The organism is Rheinheimera baltica, assembly GCF_030731985.1.
In the GTDB taxonomy this organism is placed as follows: Bacteria; Pseudomonadota; Gammaproteobacteria; order Enterobacterales; family Alteromonadaceae; genus Alishewanella; species Alishewanella baltica.
In genome coordinates this window covers 1-22621 of record NZ_JAPJDY010000010.1, presented here as the reverse complement: position 1 = coordinate 22621, position 22621 = coordinate 1, and the positions used below count along the sequence as shown (strand labels likewise).

Genomic DNA, 22621 nt, shown 5'->3' with positions numbered 1-22621 from the left:
AAACTGCCCCATGATTAACGCCATTATCCGCTGGTCAGTGAAAAACCCGCTGCTCGTGTTACTTACCACGGTGGCGCTGGCACTGTTTGGCTATCAAGCCAGCCAACAAATCAAACTGGACGCCCTGCCCGATTTATCGGATGTGCAGGTTATTGTAAAAACCAGTTATCCCGGACAAACACCGGAGACGATTGAACAACAAGTGAGTTACCCGTTATCTACTGCACTTTTAGCCGTACCCAAAGCCAAGGCAGTACGTAGTTTTTCTATGCCAAATGACAGCTATTTATACGTCATTTTTGAAGATGGCACCGACCCCTACTGGGCACGTTCACGGGTGTTGGAATACCTTCAAACCGTTAATTTACCCGCAGGTACCAAAGCGTCCCTGGGCCCGGATGCCAGCGGTGTTGGCTGGATATTTCAATATGCACTACAAGATCGCAGCGGCACACTGTCGCTAGAGCAACTTACCAGCCTGCAGCAATTTTACTTAACACCTGAACTGCAAAGCGTTACAGGGGTAGCGGAAGTTGCCAGCGTTGGCGGCATGAATAAAACCTATCAGCTGCAACTGGATCCACGCCAAATGCGCGCGCTAAGTATTACATTGCAGCAAGTCATTAGTGCCATTAACAGCCACAACCAGCAACAAGGTGGCGGCATTATTGAAGTGGCCGAAACAGAGCTACTGGTGCAAGCAGGCAGCTACATTAGCTCACTGGAAGATTTAGCCGCCGTGCCGCTGGGTGTGCGTAATCAAGCTGATTTCCCATTAACACTCGCCGATATTGGCACAGTGCAACTTGTACCCTCTGCCAGGCGCGGTATCTCTGAGCTCAACGGTGAGGGCGAAGTTGTAGCGGGCATTATTGTTATGCGCCATGGCGAAAACGCCCTTAAAACCATTGATGCGGTAAAAGCCAAAATCGCACAATTAAAAACAGGCTTACCCAATGGCGTTGAGCTGGTTACCGTGTACGATAGATCAGAACTTATCCACAATACGGTGGCAAATTTAAGTACTAAGTTGCTCGAAGAAATGGCGGCCGTAGCGCTGGTGTGTGTCGTATTTTTACTGCATGCCCGCTCTGCCCTTATTGCGGTTATCAGCTTGCCACTGGCACTGCTAGCCAGTGTATTATTAATGCAATTGCTCGGTGTCAGCGCCAATGTAATGAGTTTAGGCGGCATTGCTATTGCCATTGGTGCTTTGGTGGATGCGGCTATTGTTATGGTAGAGCACGGCCATAAGAAACTTGAGCAAGCGCGGGCCAATAACCGCATTTTAAGCCCAAGTGAATTTAGACAAACTATCATTGAAGCTTGTCTCGATGTTGGCCCGGCATTGTTTTTCTCCCTGTTGGTGATCACTGTCAGTTTTATGCCGGTATTTTTGTTAGAAGCACAGGAAGGCCGGTTATTTGCACCCCTGGCCTTCACTAAAACCTTTGCCATGGCCGCAGCAGCGATACTGGCTATTACACTTATTCCGGTACTTATGCTGTTTTTACTGCGCGGTAAAATACCCTCAGAGCAGGCTAACCCCATCAGCCGGCTGCTATTCGCCCTGTATACCCCCATCCTTAAACTTTGCCTACGGTTCCCTAAAACGCTGATTTTTGTTGCGTTGATATCGCTTATGTCAAGCCTGCTTCCATGGCAACGTTTATCTACAGAGTTTATGCCTGCCTTTGCTGAAGGTGATTTAATGTATATGCCCACCACTGTGCCGGGTTTAAGCCCGGCAACCGCGGCTAAACTGCTGCAGCAAACCGACCGGCTGATTAAAACGGTGCCCGAAGTAGATACTGTGCTAGGTAAAAGCGGACGCGCCAACTCAGCCACCGACCCTGCGCCGCTAACCATGTTTGAAACCAGTGTTAAATTAAAGCCGCAAAGCCAGTGGCGTGAAGGTTACAGCTTAAATGACATTGTGGCCGAGCTGGACGCGGTAGTGCAGGTACCGGGTATAACAAATGCCTGGCTGCCGCCAATAAAAACCCGTATTGATATGCTGTCAACCGGCATACGCACCCCGGTTGGCGTGCGTATCAGTGGGCCAGATTTAACCACCTTGTCTGAGGTAGCACAGCAGCTTGAACAGCAGATTAAGCAAGTTCCCGGCAGCCGCTCGGTATTTGCAGAGCGCAGTGAAGCCGGTTTGTATTTAAACATTACGCCTAATCTTGAGCAGTTGGGCCGCTACGGTTTAACGCTGTCTGAATTACAGCAATATGTTGCTTTTGCGTTAGGTGGTGCTGCTGTAGCGCAAAGCATTCAAGGCAGAGAACGTTATGATATCAGCCTGCGCTTTGCCCGCGACTTGCGCAGCCACCCCGACGATATCGCCAATTTACCGCTACAAACCCGTGATGGGGCCTTTGTCTTATTACGCCAGGTGGCAGACGTTAAAGTAAGCAATGGCCCGGTAATGATCCGCGCTGAAAACGCCCGCCTAACCAGCTGGGTTTTTATCGATCTACTCGCCGGGACCCAGCTGGGCGATTATCTGCAACAACTGGAAAACCTGTTGTCAAAACAGCAATTTCCGGCTCAGGTTAGTGTTAGTATCGGTGGCCAATATGAATATCTGCAACGTGTTACCGAGCGCCTGCAACACCTAATCCCCTTTACACTATTGCTTATCGTAGTCTTGCTGTACCTCACCTTTGGCCGTATGCAAGATGTTCTGCTGGTATTGATCTCCCTGCCGTTTGCACTGAGTGGCAGCTTATGGTTGCTTTATCTGCTGGATTATCAGTTATCCGTTGCAGTTGCGGTAGGTTTAATCGCACTTAGCGGTGTCGCCGCCGAATTTGCGGTTGTTATGCTGCTGTATTTAAAACGTGCCGTAGAAGATGCCCAACCCACAACAGAGCAACAATTATGGCAAGCCATTATGCAAGGTGCAGTGCAGCGGGTGCGCCCTAAAGCCATGACAGTATTAACTATTGTCGTTAGTCTGCTACCTATTATGTTTGGCAGTGGCACGGGTAATGAGGTTATGCAACGCATTGCCGCGCCCATGCTTGGTGGCATGGTAGCTGCGCCCTTGGTGTCAATGCTGTTGATGCCGGTACTGTACTTCCTATTGCTGCGGCGTAAGTTAGTTATTACTCCGGCGTAAGTTATTCATTTCTACGGCATATTGCAGCACTAACTGTGTAGCAATATGCCGTAAGCAAAAAACTAAGGGCAGAAACTAAGGGCAGACCGTTAATGCGCTGATGGATTTAGTCTGACACTCTGCCCTATTACAATACCGTGTTGAGCAAACCACCCTAGCGGCATTTCAAGGGCGGCAACAACAGGCCCCGGCGAGGGCACCGGCGTTTCATCAAAGGGTTGCAGCTGCACCAGCTGAACAATAGTCCAATCCGGGCCTATATAAGCAACATCCAGTGCCATGGCCGTATTGGCCATCCACAATGCCATTGCAGTAGGACGAGAGTAAACCAGTAACATGCCAGGTTCAGCACTTTGCTGATACATTAAGCCTTGTGCACGTTTCTCAGGCGTATCGGCCAGTTGCACTTCAATGGTATGCGGGCCAATCTGCAAAGGGACCAATGCAAATACTTCAAGTGACTCAGAATCAGCTGCGCAGGCTAGCAGCGGTAACACCATGCACAAGATGCTCAGCAGACGACGCATAGCAGTTTATCCTTTTGGTTAGTAGCGATGACAAAGGGTAACGCTCAAAGTAGGTAGCTTAAAGTAACTTAAAGTAAGTAGCTTAAGGCAATACCCATAAATATCAGCATCCCCACATAATGATTGTGTAAAAAGGCAACAAAACAGCCCTGGCGGCTGGTGCTAGCCAATCGGTATTGATAGACAAAGCAACCTAAGGCTGCCACTACGCTAACGTAGTACACCCAATGCAACTGAGCCAGAAAACCCACCAACACCAGTAGCAATAAGGTTAATAGCTGCAACATTACAATAATGGGCAATGCATAGTGCCCAAACAAAATAGCGGTAGATTTTATGCCGACCTTGATATCGTCAGGCCGGTCTACCAAGGCATAGTAAGTATCATAGGCTACCGTCCATAGCAGATTTGCCAGATACAACACCCACAATAACGCAGGAAGCTGCTGCTGGGTTGCCATAAATGCCATTGGCATGCCCCAGCTAAACGCCGCACCTAAGACGACTTGCGGTAAATGCGTGTAGCGCTTCATAAAGGGGTAAACTGCTGCCAACAATACTGCCACCAACGATAGCAGCATGGTTTGCCAGTTAAGAAACAATAACAAACTGGCACTGAGTAGCAGCAACAATACAAACAATTGCAGCGCCTCGGCTGACGTTACTGCACCGCTAGCCAATGGCCGGTGTTTAGTGCGCTCTACCGCGCCATCCCATTGTCTGTCGGCATAATCATTGATCACGCAACCGGCTGCCCGCATCAGCACCACACCAACACTAAATACCAGTAACAGCGTTAGTGATGGTACACCCTCGCTTGCCAGCCACAATGCCCACCAGGTTGGCCATAACAGCAAATAGGTGCCTATCGGCTTGTCTAACCGCATTAATTGCCAATAGTAGCGCCAATGTGTGCGACGCAGTGCCAACGTCATCATTTGCGTTGCTCCAACATCTCCATGTCTGGCAAAAACGTTTCAGCCACTAACAATGGCTGTTGTTCTAACAAAAACGTCGAACGCCTTGCCAGGCAATTAGTCCGAACCTGAATGTCCGGCAGTAACACCGGCAACATCGCGCTTTCAATAGTACCGCGGCGCAAGCTTGCATGCTGAAAAATATAATCACCCAGCGGCCGCTCGCCTAAATCAGCCAGTGGTTTAAGCACAGCAATAGTTTGCTCTGGCAACCAGCTCTGGGCATACACACAAGGTTGATCATCGCACCAGAGTATGACTTCACGTACCTGCGCCAGCGCCACACCCGGCAGCAATGGCTGCAAAAAAGCAGGCAGCGCGCTGCGTTGCTCTTGCAGCACCTGCACGCGAAATTGCTGGCAATACTGGCGTAACCGGGAGGTAAGGGATGCCGGCTCAAGGATCCAAGGTGCCAAAGTCACTGGCAGCAGCATCTGACTCGCGTCTTGCCAGTTGGCGTCAAGAGAAATAAGAGGCTTACTCACAAACATAAATTCAACTGCAAAAAAGTCTGGCGGCATCATAACAACTTAAGCGAGCATTTTCAGCTGCTAACAGGTTAGAAAAACGACTTACTGCAAACCGGGTTAACTGGTAAAATAGCGGTCATAGCGCTAAGGTTATCCTACTGCGCAACCCATTTTAATCAACTAAAAGTGATACTTATGTTAAAACCCGTACTGCATAGCCTGTTATTAACACTGTCATTACTTGTCGCTTCCTTGCCAGCTTATGCGCAAGAAGAGCAAAAAGAAATTGTCTACTACGGTTTCGACCCTGACATCGTTACTAACTATATTTCTGGCAATAAACGCAGTTTAGGTTACATTCGCCTGACAATTGAGCTTATGCTTGAAGACAAAAGCTTTTTGCCAGCTATTGAACACCATGAGCCACTCATACTGGACATTATATATGGCACAGTAAGCAAGCAGTCCGAAGACAAAATTAAATCGCTAACCGGCCGGGAAGAAATTCGCCTAGACATTTTAGAGCAGCTGCAAGCCGCGATGAAAAAAGAAACGGGCGATGCCATGATAAGAGATTTGCTGTTTACTAAATATTTCTATCAGTAAGCTTGCGGTGTTTTGGGGCCATGCTGACGCCGTAGCAGCCAGGCCCAGCCTAAGCCAGCAACTAAACCACCCAGATGCGCCCAGTTAGCCATGCTAATCCATAATACATCCATAAAACCCAGCACTAACCACAGCAACATAAACCCAGCCATACCAGAACTAAGCTGCAACCCTTGTGCCGGGTTTAACCGGCCTGTTAGCCAGAAATAACCAAATAAACCGTATACCACCCCCGACAAACCACCAAACTGAGGCCCTACCATAAAATACTGCATAGCATTTGAGATTAATGCCACTGACAAGGTGATATTTAGCAGTATTACTGCGCCTTGACGCTGCTCTAGCTGCCGTCCCAAATACCACCACCATGCAACATTAAACACCAAATGCGTCAACGAAAAGTGCAGCAGCATTGGCGTAAACCAGCGCCATAACTGAACAGGGTCAGACAACTGCAGTAAGCCACTACTGCCGCGCCAGTCAACCTGTTGCCAAGCGTAAACCAGCAGGCACAGCACAAGAACCGCTAAAGTCACCGGGGCCTGGTGCCACAACGCCAGCGGGTTAAATTGCGGTAGCACGCGGGCATTATCATTAGTGGGCTGGCTTAGCTGCCACGCCGCCGCTTGATAGCGAGGATGTGACGGCTGCTGCATAAATAGACTAAATTCGTGTTCAACCTGAGCTAACTGTTCAGTGGAGGCATAGAGTTCTGCACAATCTGGGCGCTGAACAACGGCACTAACATCAAGCCCTTGCGCCGTACAATAATCAGCAAATAACTGTGCGGCCCGCGCCGAATTTAACTCAGCAAATTTATGCACTGTCGCCACTCACAAATGGCAATTGTGAGCGCCAGCTCTCAAAGCCGCCATCCATACTAAATACCTGTTCAAAACCTTGTTGCGCTAAATATTGCGCGGCGCCCTGGCTGGAATTACCGTGATAACACACCACCACCACCGGCTGCTCAAACTCTACCTGCTGCATAAAGCCTGTCAGACTGCCGTTAGTTAAATGGTAGGAACCTTCGATATGGCCGCCAGCAAAGCTTTGCTCGTCACGAATGTCGGCTATTACCACCTTGCAATCTGCCAGTAACTTTGCGGTATCTGCCACAGAAATATGTTGAAAATCGCTCATAAGAACCTCGCTGAATAACATCGGCTATGATACCGCAGCGCCAGCGAATTACCAGCAAGATGCCACCAGCTAATGCTTCTGATACTTTAGTGCTGCTTTTTCTAATTAACACTGGACAGTGATTAAAGTATTGTTAACAATAACACCTAAATAATTTGTTATAGCGGAGTTACCATGACCAGCCTGATTATTCTGGCTATTCTTGTTGCAATAGTCTTCTGGGTTATCAGTATTTTTAACTCGCTGGTAAAATTTAAAAATCGATTTCAAAATGCGTTTGCACAAATTGAAGTGCAATTAAAACGCCGTTATGACTTGATCCCCAATTTGGTAGAAACCGCCAAAGCGTATATGTCACACGAACGTGAGACGTTAGAAGCGGTAATCAGTGCGCGTAACACCGCATTAGCCGGCTTAAAAGTCGCGGCAAACAACCCCGGCGATGCCGGTGCTATTAGTGAGCTGGCCGGTGCCGAGGGGGCATTACAAAGCGCAATGAGCCGGTTAAATGTAGTAATGGAAGCTTATCCGGATTTAAAAGCCAATCAAAACATGATGCAGCTGTCAGAAGAACTGACCACCACTGAAAATCGGGTTGCTTTTGCTCGTCAGGCGTTTAATGACGCCGTTACCGACTACAACAGCTACAAACAGAGCTTTCCACCGGTTATTTTTGCCGCCAGTTTTGGCCACGCCGCTGATGCCAAACTGCTGGAGTTTGCCGACAGTGCAGCCATTCAAGCCGCGCCAAAAGTTAGTTTTTAAGCAGTAACTCTTTTCTATGAGCAGTAACTTTTTTGCCCAGCAGGATTTAGCCAGGCGAAACACCCGCCTCTTGGTAGCACTGTTCAGCGTAGCCGTGCTGGTGCTGTTACTGCTAACCAATGTCATTGTAATGGTTGGGCTGGGTTTTATAGAACCTAATGCATTAGCTGGCCCGATACAATGGCACACGTTATCCTGGCCAATTATAACCGCAGTCAGTGCCACAGTGTTGGCGGCAGTGGGTATTGCCATATTGGTTAAATGGTTACAACTAAGGGCTGGTGGTAAGGTAGTTGCAGAATCCCTTGGCGGCACCCGGTTAGCACCAGACAGCCAGGACCCATTGCAACGGCGCCTGCTTAATGTGGTAGAAGAAATGGCACTGGCAGCTAACACGCCCGTGCCGCCGGTTTACTTACTACCGGAACGAGGCATAAATGCTTTTGCCGCGGGCTACAGCCCGGCAGATGCTGTTATTGGTGTGACACAAGGCTGTATAGAACAGCTAACCCGGGACGAGTTACAAGGTGTTGTTGCCCACGAATTCAGCCATATCTTAAACGGCGATATGCGCATGAATATCCGCCTGATTGCTATCTTAAATGGTATTCTGTTCCTGGGTCACATTGGCTACTACATGCTTCGCGGTGGTAGCCATGGCACCACGATGCGTAGAAGTAAGTCCGGTAGCGACAAAAATGGTGGTAGCATTTTATTAGTCGCACTTGGGCTGGTGATCATTGGTTACCTGGGGTCTTTTTTTGGTAACTTGATTAAAGCTGCGGTTAGCCGCCAGCGAGAGTTTCTTGCCGACGCCAGTGCGGTAAAATTCACCCGAAATCCGCGTGGTATTGCTGGTGCACTAAAAGTGATTGGCAGCCAGGGCAACAGCAGCAAAATTCGCAATCAAAATGCTGACGAAAACAGCCACCTGTTCTTTGGCGAAGCCATAAGCCGCTGGGCGTCGGTGTTTGCCACGCACCCACCACTTAGCACCAGAATCAAACGGCTGGAACCGCATTGGAACGGTAAATATCCATCTGCACGTGCCCAGCAAACTTCAACTGAAGATTCAACTCAAACAACTGCCACCTTATCCGGCAGTGAAGTGTCTGGCAGCCTGGCAGAACCTGTTAGCGAAAATAACAGCTCACTTAGCAATACTGAGCGTTTGCAACAGACCTTACCGTTATTATTGTTGCATAGCAGCCGCCAAAGCGAACCGGCCGCTGCACTGGTGTGCTGTTTACTACTTCAGCCGGAGGATCCGGTTCATACCCAGCAACTGCAGGTCATCAAAACACAAGGCTCTCTTGCACTGCTACAGCAGGTCGATCAGCTGTGTGATAGCGTCGCAAACCTCAATCCATTGCAGCAAGTTCAACTACTGCAGCGGGTTATGCCTGCATTAAAAGCTTTGGATAAAACCAAGATAGAAGCGTTGCAACAACTACTTCAGGCATTACTTAACTGCAGCGCCAGCCCAACACTAGGCGCATGGATTGCTAAGCAATTTGTTACACACTGCATCGCGGTGCAATATGATAAAAATCGGATTGTTCGTCAGTATTCTAACGACAGTTTATCGAAGCAAGCTCCTGCCATTTTAGCCTTGCTTGCGCTGGTTAGCAGTGCGGCCGGTGATGACAGCGCACAACAGCAAGCCTGGCAGGCCGGCTTATCGACTCTACCCTTTACCTCGTCCACGTCGCGGCAGACACCACAATTGAACACCTTAAGCGAGCAACTGCCCACGTTATTAGCACTGCCTCCACAACAAAAACAACAACTTTGGCAAGCCATTGAAGCCTGTGTTCGCGCAGATCAGCTTTTGCAACTACAAGAGCAGGCTTTACTACTTGCATTGGCGTTGATGCTGCAAGTACCTTATCAACCAGATTAAGCTAATAATTTACCACTTTTTGCCGATATTCTGTTTAACCTGGCAGTTGTTACTTTAGCCTGCAGTTAAATTCAGGTAGAATTATCGACCATTTTTCAGCAGGAAAACGTCATGACTGATAATCGCTTATTTCTGATGTACGATACGTCATTCGACGACATGGATGCTGAAGGCAGCCCCGGTTTTGGTTATGTATTAGTTTTTAACAGTGACGATGCTGAACAATATCAAGGTGGTGAGAACCCTTCATGCCCCGCTGTGTCGATGTTATTTACCGACCATGCTGATGGCAGTATTAGTGGCGACTTACTGGGCTGGGCACATCTGGATGCAGACATTTTTCAGCAGTTTCCGTTAGGTGACTTTTTATTACTAATGGAACAAGCGGCACAGGTAGCAATCAATGCCTATCGTCAGGTTGGCCAGGTGCCAGATCGTTTAGTGGCGCAACATTTAGATGATGAAGAAATGATTCAATTTGATGTGCAATTTAACGATTTACAGCTTAACGAGCAGCAAAGTGAGCAACAGCTGGCACAAAAATTAATGTCCGGCCGGCCTTATCTTGATTCATAAATCGTTGTGTTCTGCTAGCTAATTATTCTGTTGTGATTTAGCATTTATACGCAATCAGTGGTTGTGTTGGCCAGTGGGTAAGCAGTTTATTCTGGAGAAAGACTTATGGCGCAGGCCATTGATATGTCGGCAATTGAACAGGCGCTAAATGGCTTTACCATACCGCCACAGCCAGAAATTTTGCAACACATCCAGCAACAGCTTGATGCTCCTGAGCCAAATATTAAACGTATTGCTACGCTAATTAATCTCGATATTGGTATTGCTGGCTTTACGTTAAAAGTGGTTAATTCAGCTTTTTTTGGTTTGCGCCATAAAATCACTTCTGTGGAACACGCCTGTAAATTTCTTGGTGTTAACCGGGTACTGAAGCTGGTACGTAGCGTATTGCTGCGCTTTACTCTGGCCGAAGGCCAAGACGATAAATTTAGTTTAAAGCTATGGGCCAGTGCTCTGCATACTGCCAATATCGCAATGACATTGGCAAAACACTTTAACCTGCCGCAAACCTTACAAGATGACTGTTATAGTTTAGGCTTATTTCATAATGCTGGCATCGCGCTTATTCATCCTCAGGCAGCTCATTATGAACAAATTATGCAACAAGGCTTGCTAGCGCAGTTTGGTTACAGTGAAATTGAAGAACAGCATTTTAAAACCTGTCATGAGGTGCTGGGTTACCTTATTGCCGAGTCATGGGGCTTAACCCCCGAACTCTGTAACGTCATAGCGTATCATCATAGCCCACAACTTATGCTTGAGTCAGACAGCGACATAGAAAAGCAGCTTTTTGCTTTACTTAAACTGGCAGAGCATTTCAGTGGTGAAAGCCGACACCTTTTTGATCTCAGCCTGGATCCGGAGTGGGAGCAACATAAGGGCGCGATATTGGAAGTGTTGGATGTAGAGCCTTTGCAACTGCCCGAGCTGGCAGAGCTGCTGCACCGACAGCAAATACACACCATTTATTCTGTTTAAGCATGGCGCATCATAAACTTACGTTGCCAGAAAAAATCTGCCCGGTATGCCAACTTACGTTTAGTTGGCGCAAGAAATGGCAACGCAATTGGCAGGACGTTATCTATTGCTCTGAACGTTGCCGCCGCAATAAATCAACTGGCCAAAGCAGTTAAACCCAATGAAAATTATTTTGGCTCCAATGGAAGGCGTTGTCGATCATCTGATGCGCGATATGCTGACACGTCTGGGTGGCTTTGACCTGTGTATTACTGAGTTTATTCGTATAGTAGACCAAAAACTGCCCCCGCGAGTGTTTACCCGTATCTGCCCGGAGCTGCTAAATGGGGGGAAAACGCCATCGGGCACGCCGGTTCGGGTGCAGCTTTTGGGACAAGAACCCCACTGGTTGGCTGAAAATGCCGTGCGCGCTGTTGAACTGGGCTCACCGGGGGTCGATCTTAACTTTGGCTGTCCGGCCAAAGCGGTAAACAAAAGCCGCGGTGGCGCCGTGTTGTTAAAAGAAACTGAGCAGCTGTACCGTATCGTTAAAGCCGTACGCGATGCTGTGCCAGCCGAGTTTGAGGTTAGCGCTAAAATTCGTCTGGGTTACGATGACACCAGCTTAACTCTGGATAATGCCGCGGCCATTGCAGCTGCCGGGGCAAATATGCTTACAGTACATGCCCGCACCAAAAGTGACGGTTATCGCCCACCAGCGTATTGGCCCTGGATTGCGAGAATAAAGCAGCATGTCGATATTCCGCTGATTGCCAATGGTGAAATATGGACGGCGACAGATGCTGTCTTGTGCCGCGAACAGTCGGCCTGCAACGATATTATGCTGGGTCGCGGCGCGCTTGCCATGCCAAACCTGGCGCAAACCATTGCCAGCAATACCGCTACTATGCCCTGGTGCGAGGTATTGCAGCTGCTAATGCAGTACTCCGAGTTTGAGATTAGCGGCGACAAAGGCCAGTATTATGCCAACCGCATCAAGCAATGGTTTAGTTATTTAAAACGGCAATATCCGCAAGCGGCTGAGTTATTTCAGCAACTTAGACTTCAGCGTAAAAGCGCGGATATTCTGGCAACGTTACAACACGCGTTGGATATGCAAACCGCTCTTAACGTCTAAAGCGTTCATTTATTCCAGCTATGGAAAGAAACCAATATAACGGGCATCAATGCCTGATATAACCGACCACAATCCAATAAGTTGAAAAATAAAGACTATACTCCTCAGACAGTTAAAATAAGGAGTAAAGGATATGCCGATAAAGGTTGCCGTGCTGTTCGAACGCAGGGCGCATGAGAAACGCGTTGCCATGGTGCCTGCTGTGGCCGATAAATTAGCTAAGCTAGGGTGCAGTATCAGCATGCTAACGGGGGCAGGCCTTGGCAGTATGTTACCTGATAGCGCCTATACCTCTGTCGACATTGCCGCCACTGAGCAACACCTACTGGCCGATGCGGATATTGTGTTGGCCGTACAGGCCCCTACCGAAGCCGAAATTAACCTGCTGCGTCCTGGCACCCTTTTACTCAGCTTTATTTATCCACATAAAGAACCTGCGCTAACCCGCTTACTGCGTGACAAGCAAATCACCTGTTTTGCTATGGAGCAAGTGCCGCGTATCAGCCGTGCGCAGGCGATGGATGCGCTATCCTCACAAGCGGCGCTGGCTGGCTATTATGCCGCTTTAATGGGAGCAACCAAGCTAGCACGCATTTTACCAATGATGACCACTGCTGTTGGCTCTATTCGTCCTGCCCGCTGCCTGGTTATGGGGCTTGGTGTGGCGGGCTTGCAAGCCTTAGCTACGGCGCGACGCCTTGGCGCCATAACTGAAGGCTACGATGTGCGACCTGAAACCAAAGAGCAGGCAGAATCATTGGGCGCAAAGTTTGTTGATACTGGCGTTGATGCCCGTGGCGAGGGTGGTTATGCCCGCGAACTAACGCCAGAAGAGAAAGACAACATTGCAGCGGTTGTCACCAAACACATTCAACAAGCCGATATTGTTATTACAACGGCCGCTATTCCTGGGCGCCCCTCACCTAAATTAATTAGCAAGGCGCAGGTTGATGGCATGAAACTGGGCGCAGTGATTATCGACTTAGCCGCTGAGGGTGGCGGTAACTGCGAATACAGTGTGCCAGGCAAGACTATCCAGCAAGGCCAAATTACCATAGCCGCACCACTAAATGTGCCGTCGATGCTGGCCGAGCATGCGTCCGAGCTGTACGCAAAAAACCTGCTGAACCTGCTACAGCTATGCATAAATGATGGCGCGATAACATTGAATTGGGACGACGAGGTTTTAGCGAAAACGGTACTCACGCACGCAGGCAGAATTATGCCAGAGCAGATTAAAGCGGCGCTAGATAACTAACATTACGCTATTTAATGCGTTTAGGGACATACAGATGGAATACACAACTACAATCCTCACCGGCTTTGTCGCCCTGTATATTTTTATGCTGGCGGCGTTCACTGGGTTTGAAATTATCGGCCGCGTACCCGCTATTTTGCATACGCCGTTAATGTCGGGTTCTAACTTTATTCATGGCATTGTGGTGGTAGGTGCATTATGGGCACTGCTTAACGCTGCAAGCTTGCCGGAGCAAATTATTGGCTTTATTGGTGTGCTACTAGGCGCAGGCAATGCGGCTGGCGGTTATGTTGTGACAGAGCGTATGTTGCAGATGTTTAAGCCGTCTGGCAAAAGCACTAAGGAATAAACCATGAATGCAGCTTTACTCATTGACGCCAGTTACTTTATCGCCGCGTTCCTGTTTATTTATGGCTTAAAACGCATGTCATCACCGCTCACTGCCCGTTCAGGTATTGTGGTAGCTGGTGCGGGTATGGTGTTGGCCGTGTTAGCCAGTTTTCTGTACACGCTGGATGTAAACGACGCAGCAAAACCTTTTTTATCCACCAATTTAACCTTAGCCATCATTGCGCTAGCACTTGGCTTAGGGTGGGCCTGGCGCAGTGGTAAAAAGGTCGCGATGACCGAAATGCCACAAATGGTAGCGCTGTATAACGGCATGGGTGGAGGCGCAGCGGCAGCGATTGCGGCAATTGAACTGATTGGCTACAAAACCCACAGCAGTGTTTCACTAACACTAGCAGTACTTGGTGGCGTTATTGGCGCGGTCTCGTTATCAGGTTCGCTTATCGCCTGGGCCAAACTGGATGGGCGTATTAATAAAACTTTACGCTTTTCTGGCTTGCAGGCCGTAAACGGCAGCTTGTTATTACTATTGCTCGCCATTGGTGCTTACATTGTCTGGCATGGCGGTGTAGTAGCCATACCGGTGTTTGCGCTGTTTTTTGTGTTGGCGCTAGTATACGGCGTAATGATGACCATGCCTATTGGAGGTGCCGATATGCCTGTGGTCATCTCACTCTATAATGCCTTTACCGGTTTAGCCGTTGGCTTTGAAGGTTATGTGTTAAACAATCCGGCGCTGATGATTGCCGGTATGGTGGTAGGCTCAGCCGGGTCGCTATTAACCCTGTTAATGGCAAAAGCGATGAATCGCTCGGTAGCAAACGTGCTGTTTTCTAACTTTGGTGCCGCAGGTGATGAAGAGCAAGGTGAAATGGAAGGCAGCCAGAAACCGGTAGATGCAGGCGACGCCGGCATTAACATGCGTTATGCCACGAAAGTAATAATCGCTCCAGGCTATGGCCTGGCTGTAGCGCAAGCTCAGCACAAATTATACGAGCTGGTTAAACTATTGCAAGATGCTGATGTAGAAGTAAAGTTTGCTATTCACCCGGTAGCAGGGCGTATGCCAGGCCATATGAACGTACTACTGGCAGAAGCAGGCGTGCCGTACGACATCATCTACGACATGGAAGACATTAACAATGAGTTTAAAGAAGCCGATGTTGCCATTGTTATTGGCGCTAACGATACCGTAAACCCAGCAGCACGCAGCAATAAAAGCTCACCGATTTACGGCATGCCCATACTTAATGTCGACCAGGCAAAGCAGGTGTATGTTGTAAAACGTGGCCAGGGTAAAGGCTACTCCGGCGTGGAAAACGCGCTGTTTTATGCTGACAACACTCAAATGGTATACGGCGATGCACAAAAAGTGATGGTATCAATGATCCAAGCGATTAAATCACTGGGTGGGGGGCACTAGTAAGAAGCCTTCATTTTTAGGGCGGCGGCTGCCGCCCTAAAGAAAACTGTGTTATAACAAAGGTTATTCTTTTTGTTTCGAAGTCTGCTGCCAATGCGTCTGCACTCTTATATCCTTATGTTTTTATTAACATTTGCGACCCTATCTGCGGTGGCTAATCAACCATTATCGTTGCAACATTACAACATAGAAAGTTGGTCTACCAAAGACGGTTTACCCCACTCGACCATTAACGCCATTACGCAAACGGCAGATGGCTATATATGGCTTGCCACTTGGGAAGGACCGGTGCGCTACAATGGCCTCGATTTTAAAGCATTTAACCGAAAGGACACGGCAGAATTACGCAACCTCGGTATTAAAAATATCATTCTGGCTGAAGATGGTAGCCTGTATATGGCAGGAGTAAACGGTGACGTCATCAGGTTAAATCAACAAAACTGGTCATCATTCCGTGCAGTAAATAGTTTGCTGTGTGACATATTGCCAATATCAGAGACAGATTATTTGGTCGCGACAGCTAGCAGTGGCCTTATCCATGTCAAAAAATCTGACTATAAACAGCTGACAAAATCAGATGGACTACCCTCTAATATCATTTACAAAATAAAGCAAAGCCCCACAGGGACAATTTGGCTGGCAACCTCAGCCGGCCTGGTGCAATACTACCCAGACAACGCAAACACTCCAATACAACAGCATTATTTGCCAGAAAAAACGGTATACGATGTACTGTTCGATCAAAATGGACAGCTTGTCGTCGCCACTGACAAGGGTGTCTACCGTGCTTTGCAAAATACACAACCAATGGTATTTCAACTGCTCACTGACATTCCGGCGGCAACTCTGATGTTTGACCATTTGGGCATGCTATGGTTTGGGGGTATCAGCGCAGACTTGTTCCGGCTAAACAATGATAATGAAGCAGAGCCTCTGCGCTTAGACAATGATCTCAGAGCGAATAGAGTGCTGTCACTGTATCAAGATCGTGAAAACAACATTTGGGTTGGTACCAGTAATGGCTTAAAACGGATCCGGGAAGTGCCTTTTATTAACCTGACAACCTACAACGGCTTGCAGGATAACTTTGTTCGCACCGTGTTGGATCACCCAGACGGCAGTTTATGGATTGGCAGTCCGGCAGGCTTAGACCGCTACGATGCCGACGGCACTATAACGCCCATTTTGCACAACACCTCGGTACTTAGTATGGCGATAGGCCAAAACAACAGTGTCTGGGTTGGTACACACAGCAAAGGCGTACTGCACATTGTGGAACAAAAGACTCTCCAGCAATATGGTACAGCAGATGGCTTAGCGTCACTTAATATCCGGGCTATCGTCGTTAGCGATAACATTATCTGGTTGGCAACCGCAAATGGCGTTCATCGCCTTAACAGCGACAATGGTGAAATAGAACGAATTTCTACCCCAGAGCACAACCGTTACATCTTGTCACTACAACTGCTACCTGATGGCAGGTTGGTCATCGGCACTAATGAAGGTGCTGGTATCTGGCACAACAACCAGTTCACAACGTTGACAACACAGTTGAACATTAACGAGCGCAGGATATTAGGGCAATGGTTTGATGAACGAAATGGAGATTTATGGTTAGCTACCGACAAAGGCTTAGGTCGGTATCGAGAGCAACAGCTAAACTTGATTGACCTGGAAGCGGGCTTATTATCAGAAACCGTGCTGCACGTGGTTGCAGACAAACAGGGATATTTATGGCTTTCGACAAACCGCGGTATAGTGCGCCTTAGTCTTGCGCAGGCAAATCGATATTTGGCGAATACAGACTCAAGTTTAGACGTACAGCTTTTCAACGAAAAAGAGGGTATGGGCAATGCTCAGACTAACGGTGGGTCATCACCGGCAGCCATTGCACGCGCAGATGGTAGTATCGCTTTTGCTACTGCCGGCGGTGTCGCTATTAAGCCTGAGCTCTTAAATCGCTTTGCACTGTCACCCCCTGTTATTCAATTTGAAACCATTACCGCAAATGGCAAGCTTCAGCCTATTCAACCACAGCTTATTCTGCCAGCAGGGACCGAGCGCTTAGCAATTCGCTTGGCTGGCTTGGGCTTTGTTGCACCTGAACGGCTAAAGTTTCGTAGCCGGCTTAACGGTTTTGACTCTGACTGGGTTGAGCGAGATGCGCTAAGACTAAACGAATACACTAACCTACCGCCCGGAGCATACCAATTTGATGCCGCAGTATCTTATGCTGGTGGTGATTGGAGCCCGGCGATTAGCCAGCAATTTGTAATACAAGCTTATTTCTGGCAAACAAAACTATTTTGGTTTGCCATAGTGTTGATTAGTATTGTACTGATTATTGCAATAATTCAATGGCGAACAAGACAGAGCGTAATTAGGGAGCAAGAGTTGCAGGGGTTAGTCGCAGAAAAAACCCAAGCGCTACAACTGCAAACATCACACTTGCTGGAAATGGATAAAGAAAGACAGCAATTACTGAGTAAAATACAACTACAAGCCGACTTTTTTGCCAGCCAAGCCAGGCTAGACTCTCTTACCGGGCTGGGTAATCGCCGGGCGTTTGAAGAAATTACTGCCAATGAGTTTATCCGCATTCAGCGTTACCCACATCCACTTTGCCTGGCCATTGTGGATATTGATCACTTTAAATCTGTGAATGATAATTGGTCGCATACGGTGGGCGATCAGGTTTTGCAACGTATCGCCGGTGCGCTGCAAGCGGGCTGTCGGGAAACCGACTTTGCCGCACGTTGGGGCGGCGAAGAGTTTGTACTTTTTCTGCCAGAAACGTTTGCCGAACAGGCGATGCAAATATGTGAAAGAATACGCCAGCAGATCAGTGCACTGGATTTAACTGACATTGGCGAGAAACTTAACATCACGGCCAGCTTTGGCGTTGCAATGCGCCAACATGAAACAGACTTCAATGATGTGTTAGCCAGAGCCGATAAGGCGCTTTACGCGGCCAAAGCCGCAGGGCGAAACCGGGTTATATTGGCTAACGCCTAATAACCTTTGGTCGCTACGATGCGCTGCCAGGTTGGTGCTTGCATAGCTGCGCCAGCGTCTGCAGTGCCCTATCCAGCCGCGCATCCTGTGCTACGGCACAGTTTAAGCGAATATAATTACTGAATACCGACTTATGCCCCTGCGCCACCGGTGAAAAAATCGCCCTGGGCGCTATGCTAATGGTGCGTCAACGCTTGCTGCGCTAGCACATAACCATCTATTTGTTGTGGTAATTCTACCCACAATACAAAGCCCCCTTGCGGCTGGCTTACCCGGGTGCCCACTGGAAACAACCGGCCAATACTGCTGCTAATACGTTGTAATGCAGCCTGAAATTGCGGCCTTACCTGGCGCAAGTGGCGCTCATACCCTGCTAGATTATGCGCAGCTAGACGAGGCTAATATTGCACTGCAGCTGAGCAACATTGATTTGAATGAGTTCATACCGCAACTGCTATCTGCCCATACCTACGCAAACATTCAACTACAGTGGAAGCCAGCAGAACCGAAACAACAATCACGGCATCTGTTTGGCAATAAGTAGTAAAATTTCGCAATGGTTTAAAACCGAACGACTGTGGGGTAGATCGCCCTTGCTGGAAGGCACAGAGATTAAACTAATATTCCCCAGTGCATAATATTTTCACCTAAAATGGTGTCCGGTTTTATTAGACCACTACAAACCATTTCTATAAATAAAGCCAAACACATGCTCGAGTATTTGTTTCTGTATTGTCTTACGATCTACACTTTCTCTATCCTTACACAAAGATACGCCATTTACTTCCCGCTCAGAGTCGCATTTATCGATGTACACAAAATGACCAGCGCCTTGTTCAATACCTACCAAATTCGCACCTTGAATATGGTCTGCATAATATTTGGAATGTGCGATATACGGCAGGAAGTCGTTTTCAACGGAGCCCAGAATTAGGGTAGGAACCTTTATACTTTCTAGGCTTTGTTCGCTAACCGCATGCCCTAAGGCCGGATCTAAAGCGATAACAGCTACAACTCGCTCGTCTCGCATTTGCTCTTGTAGCAAATCAATTTTCTTTAACATTTCGTCACTCATTGGCTTGCGTTTACTTTGCTGGCCATAGTGACAGCCTTTATCATCTTTTGCCTTTTCTGACGCGCAATAAGTTTCCGACTTACCCGCTTCTAAATTGGCTCCCGCCATTGCTAAAGACGTAAACCCACCTGAAGAATGACCAAGCATTATTACTTTGTCCGTTTTAAGCGAGGTATTAAATAGCCCCTTATCAGATAAACTATCGATCGCAAAGCTTACATCTTGTGGGCGCTGCCAGAAGCGCATAGCGGAACTCGGGTCGATATTCTCAGGCCCATAAACCCAAGACTCGCCATAATGAGCTACCCCAGCAACAACCCAACCTTGTGAGGCTAATGCATAACCCAGCCAGTTCATTTCACGGGGAGAGCCAAAGGCGCCATGAGAAATAATCGCAACCCGATGACTTCTTTGCTTCGGTGATAAGCAAATCGTCGTTTTACAAGGTTCTGCACCACTTTGATACCAGAACTTGATTTTGGTTGGTCGATTCACTTGCTGATTAAAAAAGTCGACTTCTGTTGTCTTCAGTTCCATTGCACTGCTAGCGAAGGCTTGAACACTACCAAAAAGAGCAAACAACATAAGACTAGCACAGCACAGATTTGTTATTTTTAGGTTCATATTTCTCTCAATCTATTTTTCATGGAACATTCAATGCAGCAAATATAAATGCATTATTAATATTGAGCAGTGCAGAAAGTGCGATTTGTGAGAAATACGTCGTTTGAAGCGGAATTTTAAGCTTTTTCTTCTGCGGCAATATTTTCTATTGCAAAGTACAACTCCGTCTTAAGAGCTTCAGACTGAGTTTCCATAGGGTTATTCAGATAACGCTGCACAATTTGCTGGTCTTTAAGCTTGATACTATTAGGAAGGACCCATTGTGCATAAACCTGAGAAATAGTTTGCCACATGCAATCATGTGGACCTGTATGCGTGAAACAGGCCCAGTGGCCAGCTTGCCATTTAAAAGCTTCCAGTTTTTCATGGTGAGCTGATAGGCCTTCAACAAAGCCAGCAAAAAAACGGCTTTCTGTTTGCTCTCCTGCCCACGGGTTATCAACAGAAACACCAATAGGCTGTAGCTCTGCATAACTTAAAGGTTCGGCCATTGCAGCTAGACAGCCGTATAATTCTCCAGCCAACTTGGAGAAAGATTGCTCATTAAAACCTTTGCCATACAAACCGTATACTTTTTGCTCCGGTAACTTTTTCCAAACAGGTTCCAATTTTTGGTCAGTTAGTAATTTTCTAGGTTTTAAGCTGCCAGCACGATCATTGATCGGCAAATTACCTTGGACTACATCGCTTGGCGTCACAGAGAAGTTCTTTTTAAACGCCCTAGAAAAAGACGAAGGGGAATCATATCCGACGCTAAGAGCGACATCGATAATATTGTGGTTTCCATGTTTAATTATGTGCAGTGCCTTTTCCAATTTCTGCCGCTGGATAAACTCACCCAACTGGTAACCCGTCGCCGCAAAAAATATGCGGTTAAAATGGTACTTAGAAAAGCCTGTGTAACTTGCCAGACCATCCAAGCTGATGGTCTGGTCACTATGGTCATAAATATACTGCCCAACCTGACTAATAATTTTTGCGTTCTTGTTGTTTAAGGTATCTACCACGGGTTTTTATCTAACTCCCACAATGTCTATTTCCCCCTACCGCGGGGCCGCACCTTGTTAGAACTTACTCTGTTACCTCACGTTGCAACAGAGCAAGCAAATTACCTGTTTTACCTGACCAAACACCTTGGGCTAATTCAGGGTTTAGAATTTGAATTAACAGCCAGCCGTCTTGGCCTTCTTTATTTAAGATTGCCTCAAAATCTGGTAATTCCTGCTTTTTTAGACCAGACAGGAAGCCCTCTTTGCTTTGAATTTCAAGCGTTTTATATTCATACTTTTTCATCTTTATAATTTCCTGAGGTTCTAGATCAGAAATAGGTATGTCAAACGCAGCAGCTAAAGCCTTTTTTGTTTGCAACGATGCTGAGGCCTCTTTCTCAATACGTTGAATCGTCCTCAGGTTTACACCGGCAGCCAAAGCCAATTCTTCTTGTGACCATGACTGCCTGTTCCGAAGCTCAAGAACCAATCCTGCATTTATTTTCATACTTACCCATAATCTATTTTGTTGGTGAGGCGACCTCATGCTCTACTAAAAGCCAGGAAACTTTTACGACTAAACAACGATACAAGGGCGACAACTATACGACACATCTACGACAGTGCAGCTTTTTTTGTTCTAACGCACGCCAAAAACAACGAGCAACTTGTTGCGAGTCCAGCGACCGCAGGCCGCGTTGTTTTAGACGTTTGTTATAAACCAACACGCATGAATCCTTTTAGTTTTTCTGCACTTGGACAATCTACCTGCTCAAGAACAAACGTAGGCACCATATTCGCAACTAATGGAATCAGCATTGCTCCCAACATTTCAGGGTTAGGTTTACTTAACAAGCAAACAGTTTGATTTTTCACCAATTCAATTTGTAATGCCGACGATGGGCTTCCACTAGCCTTTGCTTGAATTAAGTGTTTACCAGCATCAATTTCTACCTGCCCGTACTCGTCATTTCCAAGTTCCATAAAATATTTGTCATCTTTTCCGACATAAAGACTCACTGCCCCAGCCTGAAATGCCTTTTCTCGGTATATCAGTAAACTTGCGATATCCTTATTAGTGTCTGACACAAGCCGAACATCCTTTGAAATTGATGTACATCCAGTAGACACGAATAATGCTAAAAAATAATTCCTAAAAACTTCACAGATTTTCCTTAGGAGTTATAACGCCCACAACACACACGAGTAACTTGTTGCGAGTCGAGGGCCGAGGGCCGAAGGCCCGTTGTGATTGCGATTGTTCTGTTCCATTACTAGTGATGGATGCCATTGCCGAAAAACTTATTTTGGCAATCATTGCAGGCCATTTTAATTGGCAACGGTTGCGTCCCTGTAATAGCTAAAAAAGCCAACCCAAATGGATAAAGTATGAAGTTTGGAAGATAGCTCCGGATTACATGGATATTTTCAGAATTGCATTGACTGCAACTACAGTACAAATGCTCTTCAATGTATTTTTGTGGCATATAGCCTCCATTTCATTTAAGGCCGACCAAAGAATGATGAGCAGATCTATCTTGGTACATAACGCTGCCACAAACGCGAGCAACTTGTTGCAAGTCAAAACTTCCCAGCCACGATAGTGGCGACAACAGCGCCTTGATAATCATTGAGCCTTCTCCCCCAGCTTTGCCAGATTGGCTAAGCTGGAAGGCGACCAAACCAAAAAAGGAGAA

General features: G+C 47.3%; 23 protein-coding genes. 12 read left to right on the top strand and 11 right to left on the bottom strand.

Features of this window, described 5'->3' with window-relative positions; all coding sequences use genetic code 11:
• Positions 1 to 10: 10 nt before the first annotated feature.
• Positions 11 to 3130 carry an efflux RND transporter permease subunit gene (locus ORJ00_RS16055; RefSeq protein WP_306140351.1) on the top strand — a complete coding sequence of 1040 codons (3120 nt, stop codon included), beginning with the start codon at positions 11 to 13 and terminating at the stop codon, positions 3128 to 3130.
• Between the two features lie 89 nt (positions 3131 to 3219).
• Here ORJ00_RS16055 and ORJ00_RS16050 read toward each other — a convergent pair whose 3' ends face one another.
• From ORJ00_RS16050 to ORJ00_RS16040, 3 genes are all read right to left on the bottom strand, one after another.
• Complete coding sequence (locus tag ORJ00_RS16050) at positions 3220 to 3657, bottom strand: DUF192 domain-containing protein (RefSeq protein WP_306140350.1); 438 nt, start codon at positions 3655 to 3657, stop codon at positions 3220 to 3222.
• A 68-nt stretch (positions 3658 to 3725) separates the two neighbouring features.
• Positions 3726 to 4595, bottom strand: a complete 870-nt coding sequence (gene ubiA / locus ORJ00_RS16045; RefSeq protein ID WP_370304656.1) for a 4-hydroxybenzoate octaprenyltransferase — start codon at positions 4593 to 4595, stop codon at positions 3726 to 3728.
• On the bottom strand, positions 4592 to 5119 hold the full coding sequence (locus ORJ00_RS16040; protein ID WP_306140349.1) for a chorismate--pyruvate lyase family protein: 528 nt from the start codon (positions 5117 to 5119) through the stop codon (positions 4592 to 4594). Before ORJ00_RS16040 ends, ubiA begins: the two co-directional genes overlap by 4 nt.
• 180 nt (positions 5120 to 5299) lie before the next feature.
• On the opposite strand from ORJ00_RS16040, the gene ORJ00_RS16035 reads away from it, so the two are divergent.
• A complete protein-coding gene (locus ORJ00_RS16035) occupies positions 5300 to 5710 on the top strand; it encodes a flagellar basal body-associated FliL family protein (protein ID WP_037055002.1) in 411 nt (136 codons plus the stop codon).
• Here the strand turns inward: ORJ00_RS16035 and glpG are convergent.
• Positions 5704 to 6534, bottom strand: coding sequence for a rhomboid family intramembrane serine protease GlpG (gene glpG, locus ORJ00_RS16030; RefSeq protein WP_306126849.1), 831 nt, complete (start codon positions 6532 to 6534; stop codon positions 5704 to 5706). The genes ORJ00_RS16035 and glpG overlap by 7 nt on opposite strands.
• The gene (gene glpE / locus ORJ00_RS16025; protein WP_306140348.1) at positions 6527 to 6853 is read right to left on the bottom strand and encodes a thiosulfate sulfurtransferase GlpE; all 327 of its coding nucleotides are present in this window, start codon (positions 6851 to 6853) and stop codon (positions 6527 to 6529) included. Before glpE ends, glpG begins: the two co-directional genes overlap by 8 nt.
• Positions 6854 to 7027: 174 nt before the next feature.
• On the opposite strand from glpE, the gene ORJ00_RS16020 reads away from it, so the two are divergent.
• From ORJ00_RS16020 to ORJ00_RS15975, 10 genes are all read left to right on the top strand, one after another.
• A complete protein-coding gene (locus ORJ00_RS16020; protein WP_306140347.1) occupies positions 7028 to 7618 on the top strand; it encodes a LemA family protein in 591 nt (196 codons plus the stop codon).
• Positions 7619 to 7634: 16 nt separating this feature from the next.
• A complete protein-coding gene (locus tag ORJ00_RS16015) occupies positions 7635 to 9521 on the top strand; it encodes a M48 family metallopeptidase (protein WP_306140346.1) in 1887 nt (628 codons plus the stop codon).
• A 111-nt stretch (positions 9522 to 9632) separates the two neighbouring features.
• On the top strand, positions 9633 to 10097 hold the full coding sequence (locus ORJ00_RS16010; protein WP_027672005.1) for a hypothetical protein: 465 nt from the start codon (positions 9633 to 9635) through the stop codon (positions 10095 to 10097).
• A 105-nt stretch (positions 10098 to 10202) separates the two neighbouring features.
• Positions 10203 to 11075, top strand: coding sequence for an HDOD domain-containing protein (locus ORJ00_RS16005; RefSeq protein ID WP_305976679.1), 873 nt, complete (start codon positions 10203 to 10205; stop codon positions 11073 to 11075).
• Positions 11076 to 11077: 2 nt separating this feature from the next.
• Positions 11078 to 11230 (top strand): DUF2256 domain-containing protein, encoded by a 153-nt coding sequence (locus tag ORJ00_RS16000; RefSeq protein WP_084153616.1) that lies wholly within the window; start codon positions 11078 to 11080, stop codon positions 11228 to 11230.
• A 5-nt stretch (positions 11231 to 11235) separates the two neighbouring features.
• Positions 11236 to 12192, top strand: coding sequence for a tRNA-dihydrouridine synthase (locus ORJ00_RS15995; RefSeq protein ID WP_027672003.1), 957 nt, complete (start codon positions 11236 to 11238; stop codon positions 12190 to 12192).
• A gap of 133 nt (positions 12193 to 12325) precedes the next feature.
• Positions 12326 to 13450, top strand: coding sequence for an NAD(P) transhydrogenase subunit alpha (locus tag ORJ00_RS15990; RefSeq protein ID WP_306126853.1), 1125 nt, complete (start codon positions 12326 to 12328; stop codon positions 13448 to 13450).
• A gap of 34 nt (positions 13451 to 13484) precedes the next feature.
• On the top strand, positions 13485 to 13799 hold the full coding sequence (locus ORJ00_RS15985; protein ID WP_027672001.1) for an NAD(P) transhydrogenase subunit alpha part 2: 315 nt from the start codon (positions 13485 to 13487) through the stop codon (positions 13797 to 13799).
• 3 nt (positions 13800 to 13802) lie between these two features.
• A complete protein-coding gene (locus ORJ00_RS15980; RefSeq protein WP_305976682.1) occupies positions 13803 to 15221 on the top strand; it encodes an NAD(P)(+) transhydrogenase (Re/Si-specific) subunit beta in 1419 nt (472 codons plus the stop codon).
• A gap of 117 nt (positions 15222 to 15338) precedes the next feature.
• Positions 15339 to 18236 (top strand): ligand-binding sensor domain-containing diguanylate cyclase, encoded by a 2898-nt coding sequence (locus ORJ00_RS15975; protein WP_306140345.1) that lies wholly within the window; start codon positions 15339 to 15341, stop codon positions 18234 to 18236.
• Between the two features lie 176 nt (positions 18237 to 18412).
• Here the strand turns inward: ORJ00_RS15975 and ORJ00_RS15970 are convergent, their stop codons facing one another.
• The 6 genes from ORJ00_RS15970 to ORJ00_RS15945 all read right to left on the bottom strand — a co-directional run.
• Entirely contained in the window at positions 18413 to 18592 is a 180-nt protein-coding gene (locus tag ORJ00_RS15970) for a hypothetical protein (RefSeq protein ID WP_305976684.1), read from the bottom strand.
• A 320-nt stretch (positions 18593 to 18912) separates the two neighbouring features.
• The gene (locus ORJ00_RS15965) at positions 18913 to 19935 is read right to left on the bottom strand and encodes an alpha/beta hydrolase family protein (RefSeq protein WP_305976685.1); all 1023 of its coding nucleotides are present in this window, start codon (positions 19933 to 19935) and stop codon (positions 18913 to 18915) included.
• Positions 19936 to 20051: 116 nt separating this feature from the next.
• A complete protein-coding gene (locus ORJ00_RS15960; RefSeq protein WP_306140344.1) occupies positions 20052 to 20942 on the bottom strand; it encodes a GyrI-like domain-containing protein in 891 nt (296 codons plus the stop codon).
• 64 nt (positions 20943 to 21006) lie between these two features.
• The gene (locus ORJ00_RS15955; RefSeq protein WP_305976687.1) at positions 21007 to 21432 is read right to left on the bottom strand and encodes a helix-turn-helix domain-containing protein; all 426 of its coding nucleotides are present in this window, start codon (positions 21430 to 21432) and stop codon (positions 21007 to 21009) included.
• A 206-nt stretch (positions 21433 to 21638) separates the two neighbouring features.
• Positions 21639 to 22013 (bottom strand): hypothetical protein, encoded by a 375-nt coding sequence (locus ORJ00_RS15950; RefSeq protein WP_306140343.1) that lies wholly within the window; start codon positions 22011 to 22013, stop codon positions 21639 to 21641.
• A gap of 410 nt (positions 22014 to 22423) precedes the next feature.
• On the bottom strand, positions 22424 to 22621 hold a 198-nt coding region (locus ORJ00_RS15945), incomplete at its 5' end, for a hypothetical protein (RefSeq protein WP_306140342.1).

Excerpts from the sequence above, each read along its gene's own strand:
- ORJ00_RS16055 (WP_306140351.1), top strand. The coding sequence starts at position 11 with ATGATTAACGCCATTATCCGCTGGTCAGTGAAAAACCCGCTGCTCGTG.
- ORJ00_RS16050 (WP_306140350.1), bottom strand. The coding sequence starts at position 3,657 with ATGCGTCGTCTGCTGAGCATCTTGTGCATGGTGTTACCGCTGCTAGCC.
- ubiA (WP_370304656.1), bottom strand. The coding sequence starts at position 4,595 with ATGATGACGTTGGCACTGCGTCGCACACATTGGCGCTACTATTGGCAA.
- ORJ00_RS16035 (WP_037055002.1), top strand. The coding sequence starts at position 5,300 with ATGTTAAAACCCGTACTGCATAGCCTGTTATTAACACTGTCATTACTT.
- glpE (WP_306140348.1), bottom strand. The coding sequence starts at position 6,853 with ATGAGCGATTTTCAACATATTTCTGTGGCAGATACCGCAAAGTTACTG.
- ORJ00_RS16020 (WP_306140347.1), top strand. The coding sequence starts at position 7,028 with ATGACCAGCCTGATTATTCTGGCTATTCTTGTTGCAATAGTCTTCTGG.
- ORJ00_RS16015 (WP_306140346.1), top strand. The coding sequence starts at position 7,635 with ATGAGCAGTAACTTTTTTGCCCAGCAGGATTTAGCCAGGCGAAACACC.
- ORJ00_RS16010 (WP_027672005.1), top strand. The coding sequence starts at position 9,633 with ATGACTGATAATCGCTTATTTCTGATGTACGATACGTCATTCGACGAC.
- ORJ00_RS16005 (WP_305976679.1), top strand. The coding sequence starts at position 10,203 with ATGGCGCAGGCCATTGATATGTCGGCAATTGAACAGGCGCTAAATGGC.
- ORJ00_RS16000 (WP_084153616.1), top strand. The coding sequence starts at position 11,078 with ATGGCGCATCATAAACTTACGTTGCCAGAAAAAATCTGCCCGGTATGC.
- ORJ00_RS15995 (WP_027672003.1), top strand. The coding sequence starts at position 11,236 with ATGAAAATTATTTTGGCTCCAATGGAAGGCGTTGTCGATCATCTGATG.
- ORJ00_RS15990 (WP_306126853.1), top strand. The coding sequence starts at position 12,326 with ATGCCGATAAAGGTTGCCGTGCTGTTCGAACGCAGGGCGCATGAGAAA.
- ORJ00_RS15985 (WP_027672001.1), top strand. The coding sequence starts at position 13,485 with ATGGAATACACAACTACAATCCTCACCGGCTTTGTCGCCCTGTATATT.
- ORJ00_RS15980 (WP_305976682.1), top strand. The coding sequence starts at position 13,803 with ATGAATGCAGCTTTACTCATTGACGCCAGTTACTTTATCGCCGCGTTC.
- ORJ00_RS15975 (WP_306140345.1), top strand. The coding sequence starts at position 15,339 with ATGTTTTTATTAACATTTGCGACCCTATCTGCGGTGGCTAATCAACCA.
- ORJ00_RS15965 (WP_305976685.1), bottom strand. The coding sequence starts at position 19,935 with ATGAACCTAAAAATAACAAATCTGTGCTGTGCTAGTCTTATGTTGTTT.
- ORJ00_RS15955 (WP_305976687.1), bottom strand. The coding sequence starts at position 21,432 with ATGAAAATAAATGCAGGATTGGTTCTTGAGCTTCGGAACAGGCAGTCA.